General features: G+C 51.1%; 24 protein-coding genes. 9 read left to right on the top strand and 15 right to left on the bottom strand.

Annotation, left to right across the window (positions count from 1 at the left end):
- Positions 1 to 351 precede the first annotated feature (351 nt).
- The gene (gene ahpC, locus KNP79_RS12670; protein ID WP_021067918.1) at positions 352 to 915 is read left to right on the top strand and encodes an alkyl hydroperoxide reductase subunit C; all 564 of its coding nucleotides are present in this window, start codon (positions 352 to 354) and stop codon (positions 913 to 915) included.
- A 12-nt stretch (positions 916 to 927) separates the two neighbouring features.
- Positions 928 to 2451 carry an alkyl hydroperoxide reductase subunit F gene (gene ahpF, locus KNP79_RS12665; RefSeq protein WP_214754441.1) on the top strand — a complete coding sequence of 508 codons (1524 nt, stop codon included), beginning with the start codon at positions 928 to 930 and terminating at the stop codon, positions 2449 to 2451.
- Between the two features lie 14 nt (positions 2452 to 2465).
- Here ahpF and KNP79_RS12660 read toward each other — a convergent pair whose 3' ends face one another.
- Complete coding sequence (locus KNP79_RS12660; protein WP_215192638.1) at positions 2466 to 2879, bottom strand: hypothetical protein; 414 nt, start codon at positions 2877 to 2879, stop codon at positions 2466 to 2468.
- Between the two features lie 142 nt (positions 2880 to 3021).
- Between KNP79_RS12660 and KNP79_RS12655 the strand changes: the two genes are divergently transcribed.
- Complete coding sequence (locus tag KNP79_RS12655; protein ID WP_215192637.1) at positions 3022 to 3858, top strand: aldo/keto reductase; 837 nt, start codon at positions 3022 to 3024, stop codon at positions 3856 to 3858.
- 35 nt (positions 3859 to 3893) lie between these two features.
- Here the strand turns inward: KNP79_RS12655 and KNP79_RS12650 are convergent, their stop codons facing one another.
- The 4 genes from KNP79_RS12650 to KNP79_RS12635 form a co-directional block, all read right to left on the bottom strand.
- Entirely contained in the window at positions 3894 to 4712 is an 819-nt protein-coding gene (locus KNP79_RS12650) for a MetQ/NlpA family ABC transporter substrate-binding protein (RefSeq protein WP_215192635.1), read from the bottom strand.
- A gap of 25 nt (positions 4713 to 4737) precedes the next feature.
- Entirely contained in the window at positions 4738 to 5400 is a 663-nt protein-coding gene (locus KNP79_RS12645; protein WP_215192633.1) for a methionine ABC transporter permease, read from the bottom strand.
- Positions 5393 to 6139, bottom strand: coding sequence for a methionine ABC transporter ATP-binding protein (locus tag KNP79_RS12640; protein WP_215192631.1), 747 nt, complete (start codon positions 6137 to 6139; stop codon positions 5393 to 5395). The genes KNP79_RS12645 and KNP79_RS12640 overlap by 8 nt, the downstream gene beginning before the upstream one ends.
- Positions 6140 to 6255: 116 nt before the next feature.
- Complete coding sequence (locus tag KNP79_RS12635; protein WP_214754454.1) at positions 6256 to 7002, bottom strand: hypothetical protein; 747 nt, start codon at positions 7000 to 7002, stop codon at positions 6256 to 6258.
- A 135-nt stretch (positions 7003 to 7137) separates the two neighbouring features.
- On the opposite strand from KNP79_RS12635, the gene KNP79_RS12630 reads away from it, so the two are divergent.
- Positions 7138 to 7566, top strand: a complete 429-nt coding sequence (locus KNP79_RS12630) for a MarR family winged helix-turn-helix transcriptional regulator (RefSeq protein ID WP_214754456.1) — start codon at positions 7138 to 7140, stop codon at positions 7564 to 7566.
- A 106-nt stretch (positions 7567 to 7672) separates the two neighbouring features.
- Positions 7673 to 8197 (top strand): CarD family transcriptional regulator, encoded by a 525-nt coding sequence (locus KNP79_RS12625; protein WP_131472030.1) that lies wholly within the window; start codon positions 7673 to 7675, stop codon positions 8195 to 8197.
- An 89-nt stretch (positions 8198 to 8286) separates the two neighbouring features.
- On the opposite strand, the gene mqo is transcribed toward KNP79_RS12625, so the two are convergent.
- On the bottom strand, positions 8287 to 9786 hold the full coding sequence (gene mqo / locus KNP79_RS12620; protein ID WP_214754458.1) for a malate dehydrogenase (quinone): 1500 nt from the start codon (positions 9784 to 9786) through the stop codon (positions 8287 to 8289).
- Positions 9787 to 10010: 224 nt separating this feature from the next.
- On the opposite strand from mqo, the gene KNP79_RS12615 reads away from it, so the two are divergent.
- Positions 10011 to 10424, top strand: coding sequence for a (deoxy)nucleoside triphosphate pyrophosphohydrolase (locus tag KNP79_RS12615; RefSeq protein WP_214754526.1), 414 nt, complete (start codon positions 10011 to 10013; stop codon positions 10422 to 10424).
- A gap of 20 nt (positions 10425 to 10444) precedes the next feature.
- Here the strand turns inward: KNP79_RS12615 and KNP79_RS12610 are convergent, their stop codons facing one another.
- A complete protein-coding gene (locus KNP79_RS12610) occupies positions 10445 to 13324 on the bottom strand; it encodes a DEAD/DEAH box helicase (RefSeq protein ID WP_215192629.1) in 2880 nt (959 codons plus the stop codon).
- A gap of 111 nt (positions 13325 to 13435) precedes the next feature.
- Here KNP79_RS12610 and KNP79_RS12605 point away from each other — a divergent pair, with 111 nt between their 5' ends.
- Positions 13436 to 13987, top strand: a complete 552-nt coding sequence (locus tag KNP79_RS12605; RefSeq protein ID WP_214754462.1) for a histidine phosphatase family protein — start codon at positions 13436 to 13438, stop codon at positions 13985 to 13987.
- A gap of 46 nt (positions 13988 to 14033) precedes the next feature.
- On the opposite strand, the gene KNP79_RS12600 is transcribed toward KNP79_RS12605, so the two are convergent.
- The 4 genes from KNP79_RS12600 to KNP79_RS12585 form a co-directional block, all read right to left on the bottom strand.
- The gene (locus KNP79_RS12600) at positions 14034 to 14897 is read right to left on the bottom strand and encodes a DegV family protein (protein WP_029596408.1); all 864 of its coding nucleotides are present in this window, start codon (positions 14895 to 14897) and stop codon (positions 14034 to 14036) included.
- An 89-nt stretch (positions 14898 to 14986) separates the two neighbouring features.
- On the bottom strand, positions 14987 to 15499 hold the full coding sequence (locus KNP79_RS12595) for a methylated-DNA--[protein]-cysteine S-methyltransferase (RefSeq protein ID WP_215192627.1): 513 nt from the start codon (positions 15497 to 15499) through the stop codon (positions 14987 to 14989).
- A complete protein-coding gene (locus tag KNP79_RS12590) occupies positions 15486 to 16385 on the bottom strand; it encodes a DNA-3-methyladenine glycosylase family protein (protein ID WP_215192625.1) in 900 nt (299 codons plus the stop codon). The genes KNP79_RS12595 and KNP79_RS12590 overlap by 14 nt, the downstream gene beginning before the upstream one ends.
- Entirely contained in the window at positions 16342 to 16929 is a 588-nt protein-coding gene (locus tag KNP79_RS12585) for a bifunctional transcriptional activator/DNA repair enzyme AdaA (protein ID WP_215192623.1), read from the bottom strand. The genes KNP79_RS12590 and KNP79_RS12585 overlap by 44 nt, the downstream gene beginning before the upstream one ends.
- A 196-nt stretch (positions 16930 to 17125) precedes the next feature.
- On the opposite strand from KNP79_RS12585, the gene mprF reads away from it, so the two are divergent.
- Positions 17126 to 19624 (top strand): bifunctional lysylphosphatidylglycerol flippase/synthetase MprF, encoded by a 2499-nt coding sequence (gene mprF / locus KNP79_RS12580; protein WP_215192621.1) that lies wholly within the window; start codon positions 17126 to 17128, stop codon positions 19622 to 19624.
- Between the two features lie 47 nt (positions 19625 to 19671).
- Here the strand turns inward: mprF and KNP79_RS12575 are convergent, their stop codons facing one another.
- The 4 genes from KNP79_RS12575 to KNP79_RS12560 all read right to left on the bottom strand — a co-directional run bounded on the left by KNP79_RS12575 (position 19672) and on the right by KNP79_RS12560 (position 23848).
- Positions 19672 to 22062, bottom strand: coding sequence for a carbohydrate binding domain-containing protein (locus KNP79_RS12575; protein ID WP_215192619.1), 2391 nt, complete (start codon positions 22060 to 22062; stop codon positions 19672 to 19674).
- A 191-nt stretch (positions 22063 to 22253) separates the two neighbouring features.
- A complete protein-coding gene (locus KNP79_RS12570; protein WP_215190445.1) occupies positions 22254 to 22826 on the bottom strand; it encodes a DUF1349 domain-containing protein in 573 nt (190 codons plus the stop codon).
- Positions 22798 to 23340, bottom strand: a complete 543-nt coding sequence (locus KNP79_RS12565) for an NUDIX hydrolase (RefSeq protein WP_215192617.1) — start codon at positions 23338 to 23340, stop codon at positions 22798 to 22800. The genes KNP79_RS12570 and KNP79_RS12565 overlap by 29 nt, the downstream gene beginning before the upstream one ends.
- Before the next feature lie 13 nt (positions 23341 to 23353).
- Entirely contained in the window at positions 23354 to 23848 is a 495-nt protein-coding gene (locus tag KNP79_RS12560) for an LURP-one-related/scramblase family protein (protein WP_214797344.1), read from the bottom strand.
- Between the two features lie 103 nt (positions 23849 to 23951).
- Between KNP79_RS12560 and KNP79_RS12555 the strand changes: the two genes are divergently transcribed.
- Positions 23952 to 24395, top strand: a complete 444-nt coding sequence (locus KNP79_RS12555) for a hypothetical protein (protein WP_215192615.1) — start codon at positions 23952 to 23954, stop codon at positions 24393 to 24395.
- Positions 24396 to 24419 lie beyond the last annotated feature (24 nt).

Raw genomic sequence — 24419 nt, 5'->3', positions numbered from 1 at the left:
CGCATGCGTTGTCGAAACACTAAAACCCAGCTGGCAAAGTTCTGTACTTTTCGTTGCATTATTGTGCACATTTGTATTGCAAAATACACATTTCTTCAGCAAATCTATATCTATGAGTAAGGTTTTATTTTTTTTGCATAGGTTATTGAAAACAAAATCACATTTATTTTGTAATCGTTTTCTTTCCTTTCATCAAGCGATTTATCCGTTTAACGTTGATACATCAACATTTTACCAGACATGCAAACGCCTTGACATTTTTGGCGGGTTATATGAAGTTAGTATTACATTATAATTATTCTAGTAGAGGTAGAATCCCACTAGAGTAAAAAACCAAGGAGGACATATCCCATGTCATTAATCGGCAAAGAAATCTTACCTTTCAAAGCACAAGCATTCCAAACAGGTGAATTCCTCGAAGTATCAGACAACGACTTCAAAGGTCAATGGAGCGTCGTTTGCTTCTACCCAGCTGACTTCACATTCGTCTGCCCGACTGAACTTGAAGACCTTCAAAACGAATACGCAACACTTAAAAACCTCGGCGTCGAAGTCTACTCAGTATCGACTGACACACACTTCACGCACAAAGCATGGCACGAAACGTCTGAGAAAATCGGCAAAATCGAGTACATCATGATTGGTGACCCATCACACACAATCTCACGTAACTTCGACGTCTTGAACGAAGAAGATGGCCTTGCTGACCGCGGTACGTTCATCATCGACCCAGACGGCGTCATCCAAACAGTAGAAATCAACGCAGGCGGCATCGGCCGTGACGCGAGCACACTCGTCAACAAAGTCAAAGCGGCACAATACGTCCGCAACAACCCAGGCGAAGTTTGCCCGGCTAAATGGGAAGAAGGATCTGCAACACTTCGCCCAAGCCTCGACCTCGTCGGCAAGTTGTAAGGAGCGGATTTCATGTTAGAAGCAGATATTAAACAACAGTTGGACCAATATCTCCAGCTCATGGAGGGCGATGTCGTCCTCCGTGTCAGCGCTGGAGACGACGCGGTCTCAAAAGAGATGCTCGACCTCGTGAACGAACTCGCGAGCATGTCGTCACGCATCTCGGTCGAGAACGTCACGCTCGAACGCACACCGAGCTTCAGCGTGAGCCGTCCGTCTGAAGAGACAGGAATCGTCTTCGCAGGAATCCCGCTCGGTCACGAGTTCACGTCACTCGTCCTCGCGTTGCTCCAAGTGAGCGGCCGGGCGCCGAAAGTGGACGCGGATGCGATCAAACAGATTCAAAACATTCAAGGCACGTACCACTTCGAATCTTATATCAGCCTCAGCTGCCATAACTGCCCGGACGTCGTCCAGGCACTCAACGTCATGAGCGTCCTCAACCCGAACATCTCACACACGATGATCGACGGTGGTGCGTTCAAGGCAGAAGTGGAAGCGAAAGAAATCATGGCTGTCCCGACCGTCTTCTTGAACGGCGAGGCGTTCGGCAACGGACGCATGTCACTTGAAGAGATTTTGGCGAAACTCGGAACTGGTCCTGACGCTTCGGCATTTGAAAACAAAGAACCGTATGACGTTCTTGTCATCGGTGGCGGCCCAGCTGGTGCGAGCGCAGCGGTTTACGCGGCTCGTAAAGGCATCCGGACTGGTATCGTCGCGGAACGCTTTGGTGGTCAAGTGATGGACACGATGGGGATTGAGAACTTCATCGGCACCTCTTACACGGAAGGCCCGAAACTCGTCGCGAGCTTGGAAGAGCACGTGAAAGAATACGGCATCGACGTCATGAACCTCCAGCGCGCGAAGCGCCTCGAGAAGAAAGACCTCGTCGAAGTCGAACTTGAGAACGGTGCCGTCTTGAAGAGTAAGAGTGTCATCCTTTCGACTGGTGCACGCTGGCGCAACGTCAACGTCCCAGGTGAAGCCGAGTTCAAAAACAAAGGTGTCGCCTACTGCCCGCACTGTGATGGCCCGCTCTTCGAAGGCAAGCGCGTCGCGGTCATCGGTGGCGGTAACTCTGGAATTGAAGCAGCCATCGACCTCGCTGGAATCGTCAAACACGTGACGGTGCTCGAGTTCGCTGCCGAACTCAAAGCCGACCAAGTGCTTCAAGACCGTCTCCACAGCCTCCCGAACGTGACCGTCGTCACGAACGCTCAGACGACAGAAATCACGGGTAGGGACAAAGTGAACGGCATCTCGTACTTGTCACGTGAGACGAACGAGACGCATCACGTCGAACTCGAAGGCGTCTTCGTCCAAATCGGCCTCGTCCCGAACACGGACTGGCTCGACTCGGTCGAACGCAACAACTTTGGTGAGATCGTCGTCGACCGTCACGGCGCGACGAACGTCCCAGGTGTTTTCGCAGCAGGTGACTGCACGAACAGCGCCTACAAACAAATCATCATCTCGATGGGATCTGGTGCGACGGCCGCACTCGGTGCTTTCGATTATATGATTCGCAACTAATAGGAAACGCGTCCTCACATTGGAGGACGCGTTTTTATAATTTCTCCCGAGTCTGGTAGAAACAAGATCCTGTCTCCAGAATCGATTTCAAACAAGTAGACGCGATTCGGTCGAAATGGGTTCCATCCCCTGTCCGATACACCGAGATCATTCACATATGTCACGTTCTTGTGTTCTCTTTTCAAAGTATGTTCCGCCTCGGCGACTGAATAACTCGGCAACCCAAAGTAAATCGCTTCAGCAATCAATAATGAAAAGATGACTCCCATTCTTATCCGATATCGGTTTTCTAAACTCTTTAGGCCAATCAACGCCACGATAATCATACTGATCGCCGTTCCAAACGCCGCCGAGTTTCCATACCAAGCCTCATTGACGAACATCATTCCTCCAATGGCCAATATCCCGAACATCCACCACCACTTCATCCCCATCACCTCATGCCAATTACCCCAAAAACAGGAAAATAGGCAACTCCATTTTAATTAACTCCGACCGATTCAAACGTTTGATTCCCCGGGAAAGTGGAATATCGGACAAGAGAACGGATTTTGAATGAGGAGGCATTTCATGAACATCCCAACCATCAAACTACATGACGGCTACGAGATTCCGGCAATCGGGCTCGGCACCGTTTATTTACGAGGTGAACCGGGCGTCGACGCCATCACGAGCGCTATCCGCAACGGCTATCGTCTCATCGATTCGGCAATTCGCTATGACAATGAAGGTGCCGTCGGGGAAGCCGTCCGCCAATCCGGTATCCCGCGCGAGCAGCTGTTTTTGACGTCGAAGCTTCGCGCCCAATACTTCGACTACGACGATGCGCTCGAGATGATTCGTGAGTCGCTCTACCGGGCGAACCTCGACTATTGGGACTTGTTCCTGTTGCATTGGCCCAACCCGAAACAAGACAAATACGTGGAGGCGTGGCGCGCACTCATCCAAGCGAAAGAGAACGGGTGGATCCGCTCCATCGGCGTCTCGAACTTTATGCCTGAGCACCTCGACCGTTTGATTGAGGAGACGGGTGAGACACCGGTCATCAACCAAATCGAGCTCCACCCATACTTCTCCCAAGTGGAACAGCGTCAAGCTGACAAAGAGCGCGGCATCATCACTGAGGCATGGAGTCCGTTGAGCCGAGCCCGGACTGTCACGCATGACGAGACGATCGCGGAACTAGCAAGACAAAAAGGCAAGACCGTGTCCCAAGTCATTCTGCGTTGGCACGTCCAACTAGGTGTCATCCCGCTCCCGCGTTCGTCGAGCGAGTTGCACCAAAAAGAGAACCTCGACGTCTTCAACTTCGAATTGACCGAGGACGAGATGGAGACGCTCAACGCCCTGACGAAGCAAGACGGCCGCATCGATAATCAAGACCCGACAGAATACGAGGAATACTAAAAAAGATTGAGCCGCGTGGGCTCAATCTTTTTTCATTAAAACGCCGGAATCGCCGTTTCTTCGTAATTTTCTTCCAAGAACGCACGGACTTCGTCACTTGTGAGTGCTTCGCCGAGTTTCTGGATGGCTTCTTCATCTTTGTTGTCTTCACGGGCCACGAGTGTGATGGCGAAGTCGTTCTCGACACCTTCCGTCAAGAGGGCATCGCTCTTCGGCGTCAAGCCGAGTGGCGCCGCATAGGCCGGCGTCATGAGGACCGCATCGACGTCCTCGTACGCACGCGCGAGCATGAGCAAATCGACTTCCTCGAACTTGAGGTTCTTCGGGTTTTCTGTGATATCGGCTTGCGTGTAATACGACCCGTTCTTCTCACCGAGCTTAATCACATCGTGTTGCGCGAGCAATGAGAGCGAGCGGTCGATGTTCGACACGTCGTTCGCGATGGCGATTGTCGCGCCTTCCGGGATGTCGTTCATGTTGTCATACTCTTTCGAGTAGACACCGTAGTTGGCGAAGTAAATCGGTTCGATTGGGACGAGGTTAGCGTCATTGCTGCGGTTGAACTCTTCCATGTACGGGACGTGTTGGAAGAAGTTCGCGTCGACTTCTTTTGCTGCGAGCGCTGTGTTCGGTTGGACGTTGTCACCGAGGACGACGATTTCGAGCTCGATGTTGTCTTCTGCGAGTTGCTCTTTCGCGATTTCAAGCATATCCGTCATCGGTGGGATAAGCGATGCGACTTTGAGCGTCTGCGGCTCGTTTGACGGGGCTTCCGTCGTGTTCGTTTCGGAATCGTTCCCACACGCCGCGAGGACGAGTGTGAGTGAGGCGAAAAGCGCCATTAATTTTTTCATTGGTTTTCCTTCTTTCTGTAGGTAATTAGCGTTTGTCGATGAGCCGGGCCACCGTCGTACCGGTGAACTGAATCATCTGGACGAAGACGAGCATGATTAAAATCATATACATCATCAGCTCCGTCTTAAATTGTTGATAGCCATAACGGATGGCAAAGTCACCGATGCCACCGCCCCCGACCACCCCCATGATGGTCGAGTACGAGATGAAGCTGATGATTGACGTCGTCAGCCCGAGGACGAGACCGGAACGGGCCTCGACGTATAGGAACTTGAAGATGACGTCTTTAATGGACGCCCCCATCGACACGGCCGCCTCGACGACGCCACGCGGTACGTCAAGGAGTGACTGTTCGACGAGTCGCGAGTAATGGGCGATGGCGATAATGGCGAGCGGCACGGTTGCCGCCGCCGTCCCGATGGCCGTTCCGATGATGAGCCGCGTAAATGGAATCAAAAACACGACGAGTAGTAGGAACGGGAACGAGCGGACGATATTGACGACCAAGTTGAGCACGGAGAAGACGGCCCGATTCTCGAGCAGCTGCCCTTTCCGGGACAAGTAGAGCCACGTCCCGAGCGGCAAACCAAGGAGGACGGCCGCGAGAATCGAAACGCCGACCATGATGAACGTCTCCCCGATCGAACGCCAAATCTCGGTTTGGTATTGCAGGAGCACCTCAGGCATGTGGTTCACCTGCCTTTTTCAGTTGATTGACGAACCAGGACGGATTGTCATCGATATCTGCGACCCCGCTCGGAATGACGTCAATCGTCTCATACACCGAACCGTCCGTCATGACGGTCACGCGGTCACACACTTGTTTGATGACGTCCATCTCATGCGTCACGATGACGATGGTGACGCCAAGTCGCTCGTTAATCGACTTCAACACGCCGAGCACTTCGGCCGTCGTGTTCGGGTCGAGCGACGACGTCGGCTCATCGCATAACAAGACGTGCGGTTCGTTCGCGAGCGCCCGCGCGATGGCGACGCGCTGTTTCTGCCCGCCGCTGAGCTGTGCTGGGTATTTATCTTTGAACGACTCGAGCCCGACGAAACGCAAGCACTCGAGCACCCGAGCCTCATGCGTCGCCCGCGGTCGACCGGCCAGCTTCAACGAGGCGGCCACGTTGTCATAGACGGTCTTGTTCGCGACGAGATTAAACTGTTGGAAAATCATGCCGATGACGTGCCGCTTCTCGCGTAGTTGTCGACTCGACAGGCCCGTCAACTCATCGCCATCGATCGTGACTTGCCCTGTATCCGGTGTCTCGAGCAGGTTCATCAACCGGAGCAACGTCGACTTACCGGCCCCGCTCGCGCCGATGATGCCATATACCTCACCCCGCTCGATTTGAAGCGAGACGTCACGGACGGCTACGTCGCGGCCGAACTGTTTGCTGACATTCGTTAACGTGATCATAGACGGTTCCTTTCTCTCATGGGAAAACTGGGTCAACCTCGTACCCCATTTTAGCGAACTAAAGAAAACTTGTCAGGTGAGGTGCTTCACAAAAAAAAGAACCGCACGGTGACGGCTCACTTCAGCGGATGCTGTTTGAAATGGTCGGCGATATGACGGCGCATCGATTCACGGTTCTCGGCAAAGATGCGATGCCGATGGCCGTTCCCCCCTGATGGATGGGGGAATCCGCTCACGACGCGCTCCGGCGCGATGATGCCCTTGTCGACGAGCGTCTCGACGGCCCGACGGACGTTGATGCCCATCGGCAAGATGAGCGCATCCTCGAGGACGGCCATCTCGTCGGCGAAGCTGCCTTCGACATAAGACCGGAACAAGTCCGTCTTCAACATGTCTGGACTCGACCCGTTGTAGTTCTTCCCTTTATAGAAGACGGGATAGGGCAACACCGCCGTGTTCTGCACAAGATGGTTCGCCTCGCCAAATAAGTCGAGCGTCGTCGGGAGACCGAGGTGACGATGCAACTCCAAGTCGTCGAGCATCGTCACCAAGTTCTTGCGGATCGGTCCCGAGAAACTGCCCCGTTGCTTGACGGCTCGGAGCGCTTCCTCGTCGGGCGCGTCCGCCAAATCGCGGATGGCCTCGAATGATTGCCGCATTTGATACAGTCCTGGCGTAATCCCTGCGATGACGACTTTGGCGTTCGGATTGATGTATTCGAACGGAGCGTAATAGATTGTAAGTTGCTTGTTCGGGTCCTCCTCGAGTAAGAACGGTTCACTCTTCAGTGTCGCTTCCTCCAGGTCGGGCAGTTCGAGAATATGTTGTTTATAGCGTTGAAACAAGTCAGTACGTGTCGGCATGAAAGTCCCTCCTCTGTTTTTCTGTTCCCTAAATCAGTAAATCTTATTGGAGGATGACGATCTCGTTTGCGCATTGACGCGACACATCGGCTTTTGTATAGTTAGGAACGACAAAAACGAATAGGAGTGACCAATTTGACTCCAACAGAACCGACGACACGACTCCTCGATCTCCTAAGCGAGCGTCACGACCAAATCCGTCGCATCAGCGAACGGGCTTGGAACGAGCAACACGATATCTACATCTCCAACTCCGAATGGTACGTGCTCGCCCGCATCTATAAGACGAAGCCGACCATTGCCGAAGTGACACGCAACGTCCACATCTCCCGCCAAGCGATTCATAAGCTCATCAAGAACTTGAAGATGAAAGAACTCGTCACGGTGACCGATCATCCGACGAGCCGAAAAGACAAATGTATCGCATTGACCGAACTCGGGGTCCGTTGCTACGAACAGAACGAGGCACTGAAAGCTGAACTCGAACAAAAAATCGCCGAATCACTCGGTGACGACGCGTTCCGTCAACTGAAAATGTTGTTGAAGGCCGACTGGAATTTGTAATCTCTCCTAACGATTGGGAGGGATTTTTTTGTCTCATATCTCACCTCAAATGTCAACCGAGTTGACATTTCGTGTCATGAACTACTATACTTGATGAAAGGAAGAGGTGATCGATTTGTTCAAAACTGGTGATTTAATCATCTATTCGACCCACGGAGTTTGCCGCATTGACGACATTTCCGACATGACGGTCGCGGGTGAGACGAAGTCGTACTATACGCTCCATCCCATCAACAACGCACAGAAGTTGCAAATCAGTATCCCCGTCGATAGTGATAAAGTGATGATGTTGACGCTCCTTGAAGCGAAAGAAGCAAAAGAGATCCTCGAATCGTTCCGCTCGCCGGGTGTCGAATGGAATCCCCATCCGAACAACCGCAATCGCGAATTCTTGAACGTCGTACACTCGGGTAACCGTCACGACATCGCTCAAGTCATCAACACGCTTGCTCGCCGCCAAAGCGAAGCTATCTTGTTGAACAAAAAGTTATATGAACAGGACCGTAAGATTCTAGAGAACGCTAAAACGATCCTCGTGAAAGAACTTTCGCTCGCGCTTGAATTGTCGGAAGAAATTATCGATCAACAAATTGCTGCTTATTTGAGCGAAGAACCTGTCGCCACTACTTGATTGGCCCCTTCCGTGCGAAGAGGTCTTTTTTTTATGCAAAAATCAAAAAGAAAAAGCGAGAATATTTTCATATCCTCGCCTGAACTCGCTTAATTGTGGACGACGCCTTTTTCTTTCAAGCCGAGCGCCATCGCTGTCGATTCGTGAATCGTCTTGAACAATTCCGGGTGATCGGAGAGTGAGACGCCATAAGACGGCACCATCTCTTTGATTTTCGGTTCCCATTCCGGCATCCGGTTCGGGAAACACTGCTCGAGCACTTTTAACATGACGTGCACGGCCGTCGAGGCTCCCGGTGACGCACCGAGCAGCGCTGCGACCGATCCGTCTTCGGCGCTGACGACTTCCGTCCCGAACTGGAGCGTCCCTTTGCCATCCGGCGTGTCTTTAATGACTTGGACTCGTTGTCCGGCGACGACGATTTCCCACTCCTCGTTCTTCGCGGTCGGGATGAATTCGCGGAGCTCGTCCATCCGTTTGTCATGCGACAAGAGCACCTGTTCAATCAAATATTTTGTGAGCGGCATCTCTTTCGCCCCGGCCGCGAGCATCGTCACGACGTTGTACGGTTTGACCGATTGGATGAGGTCGAGGTTCGAGCCTGTCTTCAAGAACTTCGGCGTAAAGCCGGCGAACGGTCCGAACAACAATTCTTTGCGTCCTTCGATGAAGCGCGTATCGAGGTGCGGCACCGACATCGGCGGTGCGCCGACTTTCGCTTTGCCATATACTTTCGCATGGTGCTGTTCGATGACGTCACGGTTCTTACAGACGAGGAACAGACCGCTTACTGGGAATCCGCCGATATGCTTCGACTCCGGGATGCCTGTCTTTTGAAGGAGCGGCAGGCTGCCGCCACCGCCGCCGATAAACAGGAATGGCGCCGTGTGCGTCTCGATTGTGTTCGCCTGAATATCCTTTACCTTCACTTCCCACAGCCCGTTCGCCAACCGTTTGACGTCCTCGACGCTATGCTTGTAATTGACTTCGACACCTTGGCCGGTCAAATGATCAAACAGCATCCGTGTGAGCGCACCGAAGTTGACGTCGGTACCTGAATCGATTTTCGTCGCCGCGATCGGCTCATCGACGGAACGACCTTCCATGACAATCGGCATCCAGTCACGGAGTTGTTCCGGGTCATCCGATAAAACCATTCCTTCAAACAACGGATTATTTGTTAGCGCTTCCAAACGTTTCTTCAAGAAGTCGACATCTTTCTCGCCTTGGACCATGCTCATATGTGGAATCGAACGGATGAACGCTTCCGGGTTTTGAATCAAGCCTTTATTGACGAGATGCGCCCAAAACTGACGCGAGATTTGGAACTGCTCGTTGACGTTGATCGCTTTCGAGATATCGAGCGTGCCATCCGGCTTCTCGGTCGTATAGTTCAACTCACAGAGGGCGGCATGTCCCGTCCCGGCGTTATTCCATTCGTTCGAACTCTCTTCCCCTGCACTTTCGAGCTTCTCAAACACTTTGACTTCCCACTCTGGTACGAGCTCTTGAAAGAGCGACCCGAGCGTCGCACTCATGATGCCTGCACCAATCAAAATGACGTCTGTTCTCTTTTGAACACTGCTCATGAAAACCCCATCCTTCTCCCCTGGATTTGTGTATGAGACGATTCGGTAAATCCCCATTCGCCGACTCGCCCCGTTTATAATTGTTATATTGATTATAACGCTTTTGTGATGTTTGATAAGGGTTAAGTACGGAAAACTTTTAGAGTTTCTCCCTTAGACAACTCTCAGTCACTAGAGATGTTATGATGAGTGCAACGAATACTGAAGAGAATGAGGTTGCTATGATGAAAAAGAAAGTAAAAGTAGTTGCAGCAGTGATTGAAAATGAAAATCAAGAAATCCTTTGCGCCCTTCGCTCAACAAATATGTTGATCCCAAACATGTGGGAGTTCCCTGGTGGAAAAGTTGAAGACGGTGAGAATTTGCAAGAAGCACTTGAACGTGAGATTTCTGAAGAATTAGCTTGTGAAATCACGGCACACGAAGTGATTAATGAACATGTCCACGAATATGAAACGTTCATCATTCAATTGATTTCATTACGTGCCGAGTTGAAATCTGGAACACCTATCGCGACAGAACACGATGCATTAATTTGGTTGAAACGCGACAATTTACATTCCCTATTGTGGGCCCCAGCAGATATTCCTGCTGTCAACGATGTCATTAATCAAAAGACAAAAGCCGAGAACGTGTAACCCTCACGTCTCGGCTTTTATTAATGTGTTTGTTCGTGTAAGTAGTCGTAAATTTGTTGATCGACACGTTCTTGGAGGAGTAAGTTCATCGTAACAACAGACAATTCCTGTCCGTCTTGATTCAGCATTGTCGTATCTTGAACAGATTCGCGATCCGGTTTGACTTCCCCCAAATAGTAGAAATCTCCGCCTTCATCATCATCCTTTTTCACAAAGAGATGAATATCGATTTCTCTTTCCTGTGCTTCAATGATTTTACGTACTTCTTCCGATTTTGTCGTTCTTCTGCTTCTCGTATACCAATGAAACACTTCTGGATTAATAAAGGAGTCTCCATAATTGACGCTAGCTTCAACGTCTTCACCCTTATGGTATGTGACAAAAATCGGACAAGTTTGATGTTTTATTTTGTAGCCATACATCGTCGATTGTTCTTCTTTATCCCAATTTAATAGGCGGCAAGCATCTTTCCTCGTGTACTTTTCAAGTCGGGTTAATGGTTTTGTTTGATCGTATCGTTGACCTCTAGCTAAGGAAGCTGTTAATACATCTTTAAACAGCTGAGTGAACCATTCATCTTTTAATAAAGAGTGCATATGAGATGAGAATCTATACACCTCACCTTCCCAAGAAATTAAGGCGTGTCCTCCATACTTCAATCGATCAGCATCTTTAAAGAAGTTTAGTGATAATACGTTTTCTAAAGAGTGAATGGTAGCTTTATCACTTCGGATGCCCTGCTCACGCAAGCGATTAATAAAATCTTGTTTGTTCAAACTTTCCTGCTCCAACAGAAGTTGCATTAACAATGCCTCATGTACTCGTTTTCCTGATAATAACTCTTGGGTCACCATCAACAGAACTTTCGAATGAATGGAAGGAAGATCAGGGAGATCAGGCTCCACTATATTCAAAAAGGCACCGTAATGACCCTTCTTTGTTCCAATAACAATTGGATCCATTAAATAATGTTCAACAAAATCACTTAGCATCGGAGGTCGGCCTAAACGGTTTTTCAAATTGTGATAAGCCTCTTTTAACACTTTTAAGTCCGTTAGTTTTGCTTGATTAATCGATTCGTAAATTCGCTCTTTTGCGATGGCTTCAAAATTAATAGTCGACGTACCAGAAATATAGCTACGATCGATCACTTTTCTCCGAATCGAATCTTTATTTTGAGAGCGGTCTCCGGATAAAGCGATTGGAATCAAATAGTTATTTTTATAGTTAGCAATGAAATCGATAACGGTCACGTATTGTTTTGAGCTGTGTTTTCTTAATCCCCGTCCTAGTTGTTGAATAAAAATAATACTTGATTCTGTCTGTCGCAACATGACGACTTGATTAATGCTTGGAATATCAATACCTTCGTTGAATATATCAACTGTTAAAATGTAATCTAGACGACCCTCTTCCAAATTAGTCACTTCAACTCGTCTCTTTTCTTGCGAATCATCTCCCGTTAAAGCACATGTTCTAAAACCTCGATGATTCAATTCCTCAGAAAGTCGTTTCGCTTCTCGTTTTGAACTACAGAACATCAAACCACATAAACGCTCTCCAGAAAAACCATAGTAATCAATCTTCTCGATAATCCGTTCTACACGCTCCTCTGACACGAGCTGAGTGAATACATCAAACTCAACTTGATTTCCACTCACTTCAAGATCTGTCACTCCAAAATAGTGGAAAGGACACAACATGTCCTCTTCAAGCGCTTCTTGTAACCGAATCTCATATGCAATGTTGTAATTAAACAACTTAAATAAATCATATCCGTCTGAACGTTCAGGAGTTGCTGTCATTCCTAATAAAAATTGTGGTGTGAAATGTTCTATAATTCGTTGATATGTAACCGCTCCTGCTCGGTGACTCTCATCAATCAATACGTAGTCAAATGCGTCTCGGTCAAACTGATCTAATGTTTCTTGTTTAGAAATTGTTTGGATCGTTGCAAAGACATACCTAGCCCCCATTGCTCGGCTCGAACCTGACAGGATACCAAAATCACTTTCATCACCACCAATGACTCGATGAAAATCATTCTTTGCTTTTTGCAAAATCTGTTCGCGATGCACTACGAATAGCATTCGCTTCGGTCGATAGCGACGAACATCAAAAGCGGCTAAATATGTTTTTCCCGTGCCCGTCGCTGATACGACGAGCGCTCTTGTATTTCCATGCGCACGAACGGCCTCGATTCCATTTAAAGCTGCTAGTTGCATCGAATTAGGTTCTACCTGTAACGCTTCTTTTAATCGATTTACTCCATACGAGTCTGGAAATTCAGCTACACGTTCTCCGAAGACTGGACGATACGAACGTTCGTAAGCTGAAATCCATTCAAGTGTCAATGGAACTGAAACACTCCACATTTCTTCAAACTGATCGAGGAAGTGTCCGACAATTTCTCCATTCTCGTGAGAGGTCAACTTCAGATTCCACTCGTAATTTGTCTTTAACGCTCCAGACGTCAAATTAGAGCTTCCAACAATTAATGAGTAGTACTCTTCGTGTTGAAAAATGTATCCCTTAGAGTGGAATGCCTCAACTTCTGAAATGCGAATATCTACATTCTTCAGTTTTAATAGTTCTTTAAAGACTTTAGGTTGATTAAAGTATTGGTACGTTGAGGTCATGATTTTTCCACGGATACCTTTGTCATGTAAGTCGGAAAGCGTAGATTTTAACGTAGCTAAGCCAGCTTCCGTAATAAACGCAACAGAGAATAAGAAAGATTGGCATCCCTTTAGTTCGTCTAGAAGCGAAGTGAGTACATCTTGTCGTTTATGTTTTTCATTCATTAATAACTCAGGTTTAAATGGACTCACGTGATGATGATGCTTATCAATGAACCCCTTTTCTAACGAATTTTTGAGTTGTTCTGTAAAATGAGTCATATGTACCTCCAACATGATTTATACTAAATTCAAATAATTTCAATACCAGTATTTTATTTTACATATATTTCATTATTATCTTCTGCATAAAAATGATCAAGGAGGAACTTTATGTCTACGTTCTATCTCATCCGTCATTGCTCGGCGACTGGCCAAGAGCCGGACGCCCCACTCACTGAAGCCGGCGAACAACAAGCACTCGCCCTCGCTGACTTCTTTCGAGACATTCCCGTCGACCGCATCATCTCGAGCGACTATACGCGAGCCATCGCCTCGATTGCACCACTCGCCACGTCCAAACAGCTGACCATCGAGACGGAGCCGAAGTTGCGCGAACGCATCCTCTCGCTTGAGCCGCGCGACGATTGGTTCGAGTTGCTCCGTCATTCGTTCACCGATGCCTCGTTCCGTGTGCCAGGTGCCGAGTCAGGTCAAGATGCGACGCACCGGATTTTGAGCGTCATCACTTCACTCGACGACGTAAACGGCACGACCGTCCTCGTGACACACGGCAACCTGCTTGCGCTACTTCTTCAACATGTGGATAACCGCTTCGACTTCGACACGTGGCGTACACTTAGCAATCCCGACGTCTATCGCCTCGACATTGTGGATAACTCTTGGTCCGTGGAACGCGTCTGGACCGTCCCTGCCTGTAGATAACGTTATCCACAGAAAAAGCCGCCTCTTAATTGAGACGGCTTACGTTTTATTTCTCCACAAAGAACATCGAGATGGCCCCAAGGCCGACGTGCGTCCCGACCGAGACGCCCATCTGCATGAGGTAAATCTCGCCCTTGAAATCGGATTCAGCTTGAATCTTCGCCTTCAAGTTCTCAGCAATCTTTTGATCCGACGTATAGCCGATGATGACAAAATTGGTGATGTCCTTGTCGCAACGTTTGATGAACTCGTCCGTATAGTGCTTGAGCACTTTACGAGTTCCGCGCTCTTTGGCGACAATGGCCCCTTTGCCATTCTTCATGCTCATGATCGGTTTGACCATCAACAGCTTGCCGATGATGGCGCTAGCATTCGAGATGCGGCCGCTTTTAATCAAATGGTCCAAGTCGTCGACCGACAAGAAGTGCTTCACTTTCAGCTTATACTTCTCGTTGAAGTCAACGAGCTCCTCGAACGTCGCCCCGGCTTCACGCATCTGGGCGCTCTTCATTAACAACCAGCCGCTGCCGTGGCTCATCGAACGAGAGTCGACGATATGAATTTTCACCGTCGAATCAGGATGTGCCTCTTCGAAATATTCTTTTCCGAGCACGGCCGATTGATACGACCCGCTCGTCCCGCTCGACATACAGATGCATAGAATCTCGTCATGTCCGCTCTCGACGGCCTCTTCCATCAGCTTCATAAATGTCGCTGGGCTCGGCATCCCCGTCGTCGGGAATTCCGGTAGCGCTTCCAACATTCCGTAAAACTCATCGGGCTGGATGTCGACACGGTCCTCATACGACTTGTTGTCAATCGTAATGATGAGCGGCGCGACGCCAATCTCATATTTTGCTAAAATCTCATCGGATAAATCGCAAGTTGAATCTGCTAGTAATTTTATCATGGTACCCTCCAAAAATTGCTCCTGAGTGACGAGAATCGTCCTAGACCACTACGTCGATTCAGACGTCACGATAGGACTTCTCCATTGTATCAGATATGGAAGGGTAGATGTTTTTTTACCAGGCCTGAATATGCGTTGGCTTGCTCGTGTCGAAGCAGCCATTCCTTTCGCCAGAGGCCGCCCGCATAGCCAGTCAACGTCCCGTTCGATCCGATGACGCGATGGCACGGGAGGACGATGCTCAACCGGTTGCGCCCGTTGGCACTGCCGACGGCCCGCACGGCGCGGTCCCGGCCGAGTGTCACGGCCAGTTCGCGATACGAGGTCGTCTCGGCGTATGGAATCATGACCAGCGCCTGCCACACTTCCTGTTGAAACACCGTCCCCTCGACTTCAAACGGGAACGTGAACGATTGGCGACGTCCGTTGAAATACTCCTCGATTTCTCGGTGGCACGTAGTCAACACGTCCGGCGTCATCTCCTCCGCTTCAAAGCGGACATCATCGCGTTCGACGAACAGGATGGAGCGGATGGCCGTCTCTGTCCCGACAATCTCTAGAATGCCAATTGGACTCACATAGTCCAGTCTATACGTCTCCATACAATGACCTCCATAGATAGAATGTGGCGTACGCCTCCCATCCGGCAAAGCGTTCCCCGTACTGTCTCACTTCGTCTGCTGTCAACTTGTCGCTTCGCCCGAGATGATGCTTCAACGCCTGATGCAGACCAGCGTCCGCAGCCGGGAACGCCGTCGGATCTTGGAAACACTTCATCCGGACATACGCGGCCGTCCACTCCCCGACACCGCGCAAGCTCAGCAAACGTTCATGCATCACGTCGGGTGACTTGTTGCGTAACTGCTGTTTCGACAATCGTCCGTCCGTCATCTCCTGGGCGATGCCGATGATATATTCTGCTTTCCGGGTGCTGAATTGGAGCTGTCTCAGTTCACTCGGATCGAGCAGCGCGATCGTCTCTGGGGTCGGGAAAGCCCAGTACGTCACGCCGTCCACTTCACGGGATGGTCCATATTGCTCGACGAACCGTCGTTTCAACGTATAGGCGAACGACAGCGTGATCTGTTGACCGATGACGGCCCACGCGAGCGCCTCGAACAAGTCCGGGAACCCGATCAGGCGCAGCCCCTCGTACTCTCGGACGAGCGGACGCAACAGTTCATCCGTCTCGGCCATCCGTACGAACGCCGCGACGTCTTGGTCGAGGTCGAACCAGTCGCGGACGTAGCGCTCCACGTGTTTCTGTTCCGAGCTCGTGATGTCGTCTTCCGGGAACGCGATGACGAGGCCGTGAGCCGTCTCCATGATATCCCCTAGCAGCAATCGTCCGTCCACATCGAACAGCTTTGAGACGGACGTTTCGCGGGCCACATGCATCACTTCATCGTTTGAGCGTCGTAAAAATAGCAGACATTGCTGAAAATCAAACGGAGCGGTGACGTGAATCTCGAACGATGAGCGGCTCATCGGCTTCCCCCTTTCGATACATGCTCGGTGAACATCCCTTTAGCCGTCGGAAGACGCGATAAAAGTTGGATGGGGTTTGAAAGCCGACCTCATAACAGATGGCGAGATTGCTCATGTCCGTCGTCCGCAAAAGATGGGCCGCCTTGTCGATGCGAACCTTTTCGAGCAGACGGCGCGGCGTCTCGCCCGTCGCTTGGGTGAACGTCCGCTCGACATAGAACGGGCTCAAGTTGACATGCTCGGCAATCTCCTCGAGCTTGAGCGGCCGTTTGTAATGCGTGAGCACGAACGCCGTCACATCATGGACGAGCGCGCTCGCCGGACTACGGTCGACCTCGGGCTGACATCGTTTGCACGGCCGAAAGCCGGACGACTCCGCTTCCGCTTTCGTCTCATAGAAATCGACATTCTCCCGCTTCGGCTTTCGCGAGCGGCACGAGGGCCGACAGTAAATCCCGGTCGTCTTGACCGCGGTATAGAACTGTCCGTCATACGCCGCGTCACAGGCGAGCACTTTCTCCCACTTCTCTTCAAACGTCAGCATCTCAGTCCACCCCCTTTGTTTCCACTGTATCAGATTGATTTTCGTTCACTCGTCCTATTTCTTGCGTTTACAGTCTACATTCCCACGATTCAAGAATCTCATTGATTTTGAATCCGTCTCCCCCTTTGACTCGTACTATGATTACGCGACTCGATTGAGTACACTTTAGCTAATCAAGTCAGAAGGAGTACATACGATGCAAAAGCGATTTTCCTGGAAACAACTGAAATGGTTGCTTCCATTCCTATTGATTGGATTGATTCTTTATCAGAGCGGTCAGGAGCTCCAAAACCTGTCGCTCGCCGCGGCGTTTCAAACGTTAGAGGCGTTGACGGGCTTCGAACAAATCGCCTTGATTGGACTCGGACTCGTCGCCGTCTTGACGATGACCGGATACGACTACTTTTTACTGCGCTCGCTCGACGTCCATATCCCACTCTCGAAGCTGCTTCGCGCGGCATGGATCACTAACGCGATGAACGGCATGATCGGGTTTGGCGGCGTCATCGGCATCGCGCTCCGGACGTCGCTGTATCGTCCATATACGGACACGAAGCGTTTGCTTCGAGCCATCGGTTGGATGACCCCGACGCTCATCAGCGGCTTGTCGTTGCTTGCCGCAGGCGTGCTGCTCGGGCTCTTCCCGGCTAGCGCGCTCACCGAAACAAAACAGTGGATTTGGCCCGTGCTCCTCGCGACACTCGCCGTCCTACCGCTCTATATCTATGTGACGCGGAAGCGGTCGAACTTAGATTGGTCGACATTGCTCGGCTATATCGCGACGTCGCTCGCCGAATGGGTAACCGCCGGACTCGTCGCCTTGTATGCCCTGCATTTGCTCGGAGGCGAAGCACCGCTCGCGGCCATGATGGGCGTCTTCATCGTCGCGACCATCGTCGGGGTCGTCTCGCTCGTCCCGGGTGGTGTCGGTTCGTTTGATCTATTATACCTCGTCGGGATGACCCAGCTCGGCATCGACCAAGAGATCGTCTTATCTTCTTTGATCATCTATCGCTTCGTCTACTTCATCGTCCCGTTCATGATCGGCCTGTTCTTGGCGGCCCTCGTCTTCGGGGACCAGGTCGTCAAACAGATCGAGTATAAACCGATCATCGGGTCGTCCTATGAGATCGGGACCGTCGTCTGGCGCATCGTGTCGCGCACACTCGCTAAGACCGGACGGCTCGCCGGAAGCCTGATCGCATTGATGACGAGCCTCGTCTTGTGGTTCCAGACGCTGTTACCAAGCGTGTCACCGCTCTATTCGACCGCCCTCTGGTTACAGTGGGTCGGCACGCTCGCGCTGTTCACGGCCGGTCTGTTGACGCTACTGACCACGTTCGGGATGTACATTCGGACGAAGCGTGTGCTCTGGCTCGTCGGGGTCGCTGTTTTCATTGCCAGTATCGGTGTCATCGCGCGCGGCTCCAATCTGTTTGAAGCGTTCGTCGTCGGTGGGTTCGCCTTGTTCGTCTGGTTGACCCGGACCCAACACAAACGCTATCGCTCCATCGTGACCGTCAGCCGCTTCGTCCGCAACGTCGCCTATGTCGGCATCTACGTCGGTACGCATGCGTTCCTGCTGCAGTCGTTCAGTCAGACCGACACGATTTTCTTCGACCCGGAAGCTGCCGCCGGGTTGAGCCTCGCCGCCGTCGTCTTGTCCGGACTGCTGTTGATTGGCATCTTCACGCTGTTCAACCGGCTGAAACGTCCGAAGCTCGGCACGTCGTTCGAACCGTCCCGCTTCGCGGCGTTTCAAGCTACGCATGCGACGACGAGCGCGTTCGATTTGGCCTATATGAACGACAAGCTCGTCTACTATGGGCCAAACGACGAGGCATGTCTCTTGTTTGCTAAATCCGGCAATCATGCCATCGTCCTCGGGGATGTGCAAGGAGCGCGAGACGCCGCATCACACCTGTTGCTCGCCTTTATCGAAGAGACGGACCGGCTCGGCTATATCCCGCTCTTTTATCAAGTCACCCCGGACTGGATGCCGCGCCTGCACGACGCCGGTTTCACGTTCTTCAAACTCGGTGAAGAGGCGACGGTCGACGTCGCCACGTTTTCGCTCACTGGTAAAAAGCGCGCCAACATGCGCTCGCTCCATAATCAATTCACGAAGCGGGGCTACACGGCCGACATCGTCATGGACCCGTCTTCCGAGCTGATTGCGTCATTGCGCGGCATCTCGGATGATTGGCTCGGTAATCGAAGTGAGAAAGGGTTCTCGCTCGGCTTTTTCAACGAGCAGGCCTTGTCCCACTATCCGGTCGCCCTGCTTCGTGACGAGACGGGACAAGTCGTCGCCTTCATCACGTTGCTCCGCGGTAGTGACACTGTCTCCATCGATTTGATGCGCTCTCACGGTGACGCCCTGCCCGGATCGATCGAAGTGCTGATTCTACATGTGATCGAGTGGGCTCGGGCCAATGACTACGCCCATGTCGGTCTCGGCATGGCACCGCTCGCCTCGGTCGGTGAGCAACCGTTCGCGTACTGGCCGGAGCGAATTGCGGCTGACATCTTCGAGAACATCAGTTACATCTATCCGTTCAGTGGACTCCGTCAGTTCAAACACAAGTTCAAACCGACGTGGGAAGCCAGATATTTGGCCATCCGCAAGCGACGGAAGTTACTCCCGTCCTTGATGCGTACAGCACGGCTGATCAGTCGAAAACGAGAGTCTTAAACGCAAAAAAAGCGTCTCGCATGCATGCGAGGCGCTCTTATTTTCGATTATTTTACGGTCACGCTGACGTTGTCAATCGTCACATCGTGCGCGCCGAGCGGCGAGCCGTCCGTGCGGCCGAGCAAGAATTTCATTGCTGTCATGTCCGTCTGGCCCATAACAAACTCGAACTCATATGTGTTCGTCTCAGGAGTGACTTGGACGATTTCGCTCAAGTAACGCGTATATGCCGCGTTCTCGATCGTCACTTCCATGTTGCGGGCTACTGTCGATTTGGCATCAAAGCGTACGACGTACGTTTGACCTGCATGCAACTCGAGGCCGCCTTGCTCCATGAGCACGCTCCATGGCTCTTGTCCTTCTTGCGTGATTGACAACTGAGCCGCCTCGTTCACCGCTTCGACCGCCGCTTGGGCGTCAAAGTGGACGTACGAGCCCCAATGCGTCAACCCTTCTGTGAACGAACCGTTCTTGAGCGGTGAAGGATCGACCTCAATCGGTGTCACATCGAATAATTGCACATCATCGAGTGTGATTGTGCCTTTGGCAGAGCCGAGGACAAATTGGAGTTGGCTCAACAAGTCCGTCTCTTGTCCCATCGTGAATGGAATCTCGATTGCTTTGAACTTACGTGTCAACGACACGTCTTGGAGCGGGAGATACGCGTCTCCGTCCAATCCGTTCAAGCCGACTTGAAGCGATTTGATGCGTTCTGACTTGGCGTTGAAGCGGAGCACGTACTCACGGCCTTCCGTCAATTGAATGCCGTTTTGGACGAGTGTTGCCGGTTGGCCTTTTTTCTTGTTCGTGACGAATTCAAAATGACGGGCTTCCTCGTCAACTGTGCCTGTCCCTTTCGTCGCGCCTGGGTCGAACTGCCAGTACGTCAACCGGTCCATCGCCCCTTGGTCGAACGTGCCGTTATAGACGTGGTTCCCGTCTCCGAGCGCCGGTTTCGTCGCATTCGGGTCGAGTGCTTCACGCGGTGTCTGTTCGACGCGGACGTTCCCGATTTGAACGCCTGCCGTGCTGAGTCCGACGTTGAACTCGAGGCGTGCCGCGAGATCTGTGTCTTCCGTCATGTCGAACGTCATCGAGTACGTCTGGACGTCGGTCGTCAAATCGAACGAGCCTTCATCCGAATACTTGGCGTAACCGCGGTCTGGTCCGCCGCCGACTTTGACAGCAATCGAACGGGCCGAGTCGGCACTCGCATCGAACGTCACTTTATAGTGACCGCCTTTGCCGAGTGACACGTTTTGAATCAATTGGTGCGAGTAAGGCTGACTGCCGGCTTGCGTGATCGAGATATCCGCGAAGCGTGAACCTGCTTGCTCAATCACGTCGATGGATCCGGCCCCACCAAAATCGGGTAACGCCAAATAGTTCCAATTCACAGGGTCGAGCGCCTGCGAACCGTTCGTCACGGTCGTGATTGGCTCAGTGTAATCTTGATCGTAGACGAGATTGCCGTCTTCAGTCGGTTGTTTCGCTCCGTCCGGAAGCACGATTGTTTCATCCGTATACACCGGTTCGACCGCTTCGCGATAGTCGCGGTTTTTCAAATCGAAGACGCGGACATAATCGACTTTCATCTCGGCCGGGAATGGTGTCGTCGCATCGACGTCTCCATCAAACCAGCCGCCGACGGCCAAGTTCATAATCAAATAGAAGTTTTGATCGAACGGTGCCGGATAGCTGTATTTTGTCGCTTGGTTCAAGCCTTTCGAGTACCAATCGTTTTGAGTCTGGTACAATTCCCCATCGACGTACCAGCGCAACTCGCCGGGTTCCCACTCGACCGCATATGTATGCCATTTGTCGATGCCGTCGCCTTCTTCAAAGTGATAGTCTTTACCCGTATATTTATTGTTCGGCCAGTTCTCGCCGTAATGGATCGTTCCGGCGACCTTATCCGGCTGACTGCCCCATGATTCCATGATGTCGATTTCACCAGACGCGGCCCAGGCACCGTAGCGGTCCTGTTCTGGCAGCATCCAGAATGCCGGCCATAGCCCTTTGCCAGTTGGGAGCTTCGCCCGCATCTCATAGCGGCCATACGTTTGACTGAACTTGCCTTTGGTCGTCAACTTCGCCGACGTGTAATCGTATGACCCTAGTTCGTCTGTCACTTGTTCTTTTTTTGCACGGATGACGAGGTTCCCGTTTTTTACGAAAGCGTTTTCGTTTTTGTCCGTGTAAAATTGCTTCTCATTGTTTCCCCAACCCGGTGTGACCGGCGTACCGTCTTGGTCCTTCAACCAGTTCCCCGTGTCAAAATTCCACTTCGTTTGGTCAATTTTTGATTGGTTGAACTCATCCGACCAGACGAGCTTCCATTTCGTGTTGTCTTTTTTCTCCGGTTTTTCGGCAGATGCGCCTTGTGCGGCTGACAAGACAAGACCGGTTCCGAGTGCAAGTGCGACCCATTTCTTCATTACATTTCCTCCTTTGGCATGAATGAAGGCAGGGACGACGCGATCGACCTTGCCTCTTCTAGTGACGTATAAATTGAAAACGCTTTCCGAAAGCGCTTTCGTTAATTGCATTATAAATTTTTTCCATGCTTCGATTCAACCATTTTCTTGAAGTGAAATGAAAATGACATAAAAAAGCATCGACCGATGACTCAAGTCGATGCTTCCGTAACTGTCCAATCTGAAATCGTGACTTTGAATCCAGGCGCCTCCGTATCGGGACTGCAAGCGTACGGTCCGACGCGTAACGTCGACACGTCATGGAGATGTGCAATCCGCAACTGTTCACGCGTACCATCCTCGTATTCGAAGAACACCTCAACATCTCCATCTGTATAGACAAGTTCGAACGTCAACCGTCCGTGAATATCCTTGTTCGGGAAATCACGCGTCGACCAATCCGAATAGCCAAAGGATGTGACGACGGCCCCGAGGTGTGACGGTCCGTCCGGGATATATTCAACGGACGTCTTGAGCCAATGGTCGTCGTTAACGTACAGCAGGATCCCGGCCTGGTCATATGTATGGCTCGGCCCCATCTCAATCGTCGCCCGGCACGTGAACCGCTCGGCCGAAACGGCCGTCACCAACGCGTGCGCCGTCATCCGGTTGAATCCGTAGTGGGTGTTTCGCCAAAAGTCGGTGTCTGGTGCTGTCTGGAACGTCAGGCTCTCACCTGCGCTCACTTCATTAGGTTCATTGATCCAAGTGTACTGCTGCCACATGATTGATTCCTCCCCACTGGCCTCGCATCGCGAACAACAATGGAATCATCGGTTCGTGATACGGGATGAATTCACCTGAACGGATCATGTCGAGAATCGTCGCCTCATCCGCCCACTTTACGGCCTGCACTTCTGATTCCTGTAACGTCAACTCGTCGAGGTCGACTTCTGCCTCGACAAGATAGATATCATCGAACCCCTCGTCAAAGTTGACCGTCAAATGAGGCCTTGTGTGGGATAAATCGATTTTCAGCCCGATCTCTTCTTCGAGCTCGCGCATCGCCGCCTGTTGGCTCGTATCACCGACCGTGGCGCTGCCACCGACGGTGATGTCCCACATGTTCGCCCAACCGTCTTTGAACGGTTGGCGCTGCTGAATCAACATCTGTCCGTCCTTGTTGAAAATGCAGACGTGGATGACGAGATGATAATCGCCGTTCTCGAGACGGTTGCCCCGCTGCCACGTCCGCCCGGTCTTCTTGCGGTCCACATCATACACATCCCAAAACTCCATCGTTCCATCCCCTTTATGTCGCCGCGCTAGCACCTGCGGCTTGGTCTGACTTCGCACAATCGATGGCGACGACGATTGAGATGAGCATATGCTCCATCGTCTCGTCCATCACTTGAATCTCGTAACTGTCACCCCATGACAACCATTTCTTTTGGACGCTGCCGATGACTTGGCCGTTCTGCATCACTTGGAAGTCCATGTCCCACCAGTTGCCTTGCACATCGATTCCGGCCGCATCAATCGTATAACGCGGTTTGAATAACGTAAACTCTTTCGAAATCGTGACCGTCTCTTGGCCTTCGACGTCGACATAGAACTTCGGCAAGAAACTGAACGTCTTTTTCGTGATTGTCGTAATCTCATGGCCGTCTTTGTCCGAGATGGTAAACGACTTCGGAAGCTTCATGAAGCTCCCTTCGACGAAATACAAATCGTTCTCATCCGCATCCTTGATGGTGAAACGTCCGCGCAGGCTGAAAACCTTTTGTTTCATGTAGAGCGTGTTCATCGTCATCCCTCCGATTTGGTCGTGATACCATATATACGAGTATTTACCCAACTATGGTTCAGTTCATTGTATTTTTCTGTGCTGATCGTTGAGAGGAGTTTTTATGAACAGTCAAGTTTCAATCGAAGTGGATCTCGACTCTTTAACTTATGAGACACATATCATCGGCAATATTGCCTTTGTCATCGATGCTTATGCTTATTTCCCGGGACAAGGATGGTCTGATTTCGTCGCCGTCGTCTTGAACTGGTGGATTCCTAATGCCCGCGCCCTCTTATTCGCCCCATTGCATGAGACATACTCGTTTCAATTCATGGACGGCCCGATCCGGATAGCCGCTACAAAGGTGACCGCCACAGGAGTTGAGCTCACCTTTTTAGAAGATGGTCATGCTAAGACGCCTATGGGGACTGTATCGCTTGAGGAATTGAAAGATGCCCTCATCAAAGCGACACGTCAGTTCATCAATGCCGTGGATCGATTTGGCTGGAACAACGAAGAAGTGGAAACATTACGACACGCAGTCAAGGCGCTAGATGCAACCTGAATTCAAACAAAAAGACTACGCAGC

This window comes from Exiguobacterium sp. s7 (assembly GCF_018618195.1).
Taxonomy (GTDB): Bacteria; Bacillota; Bacilli; order Exiguobacteriales; family Exiguobacteriaceae; genus Exiguobacterium; species Exiguobacterium mexicanum_A.
This window is presented reverse-complemented; position numbering and strand designations above follow the sequence as displayed.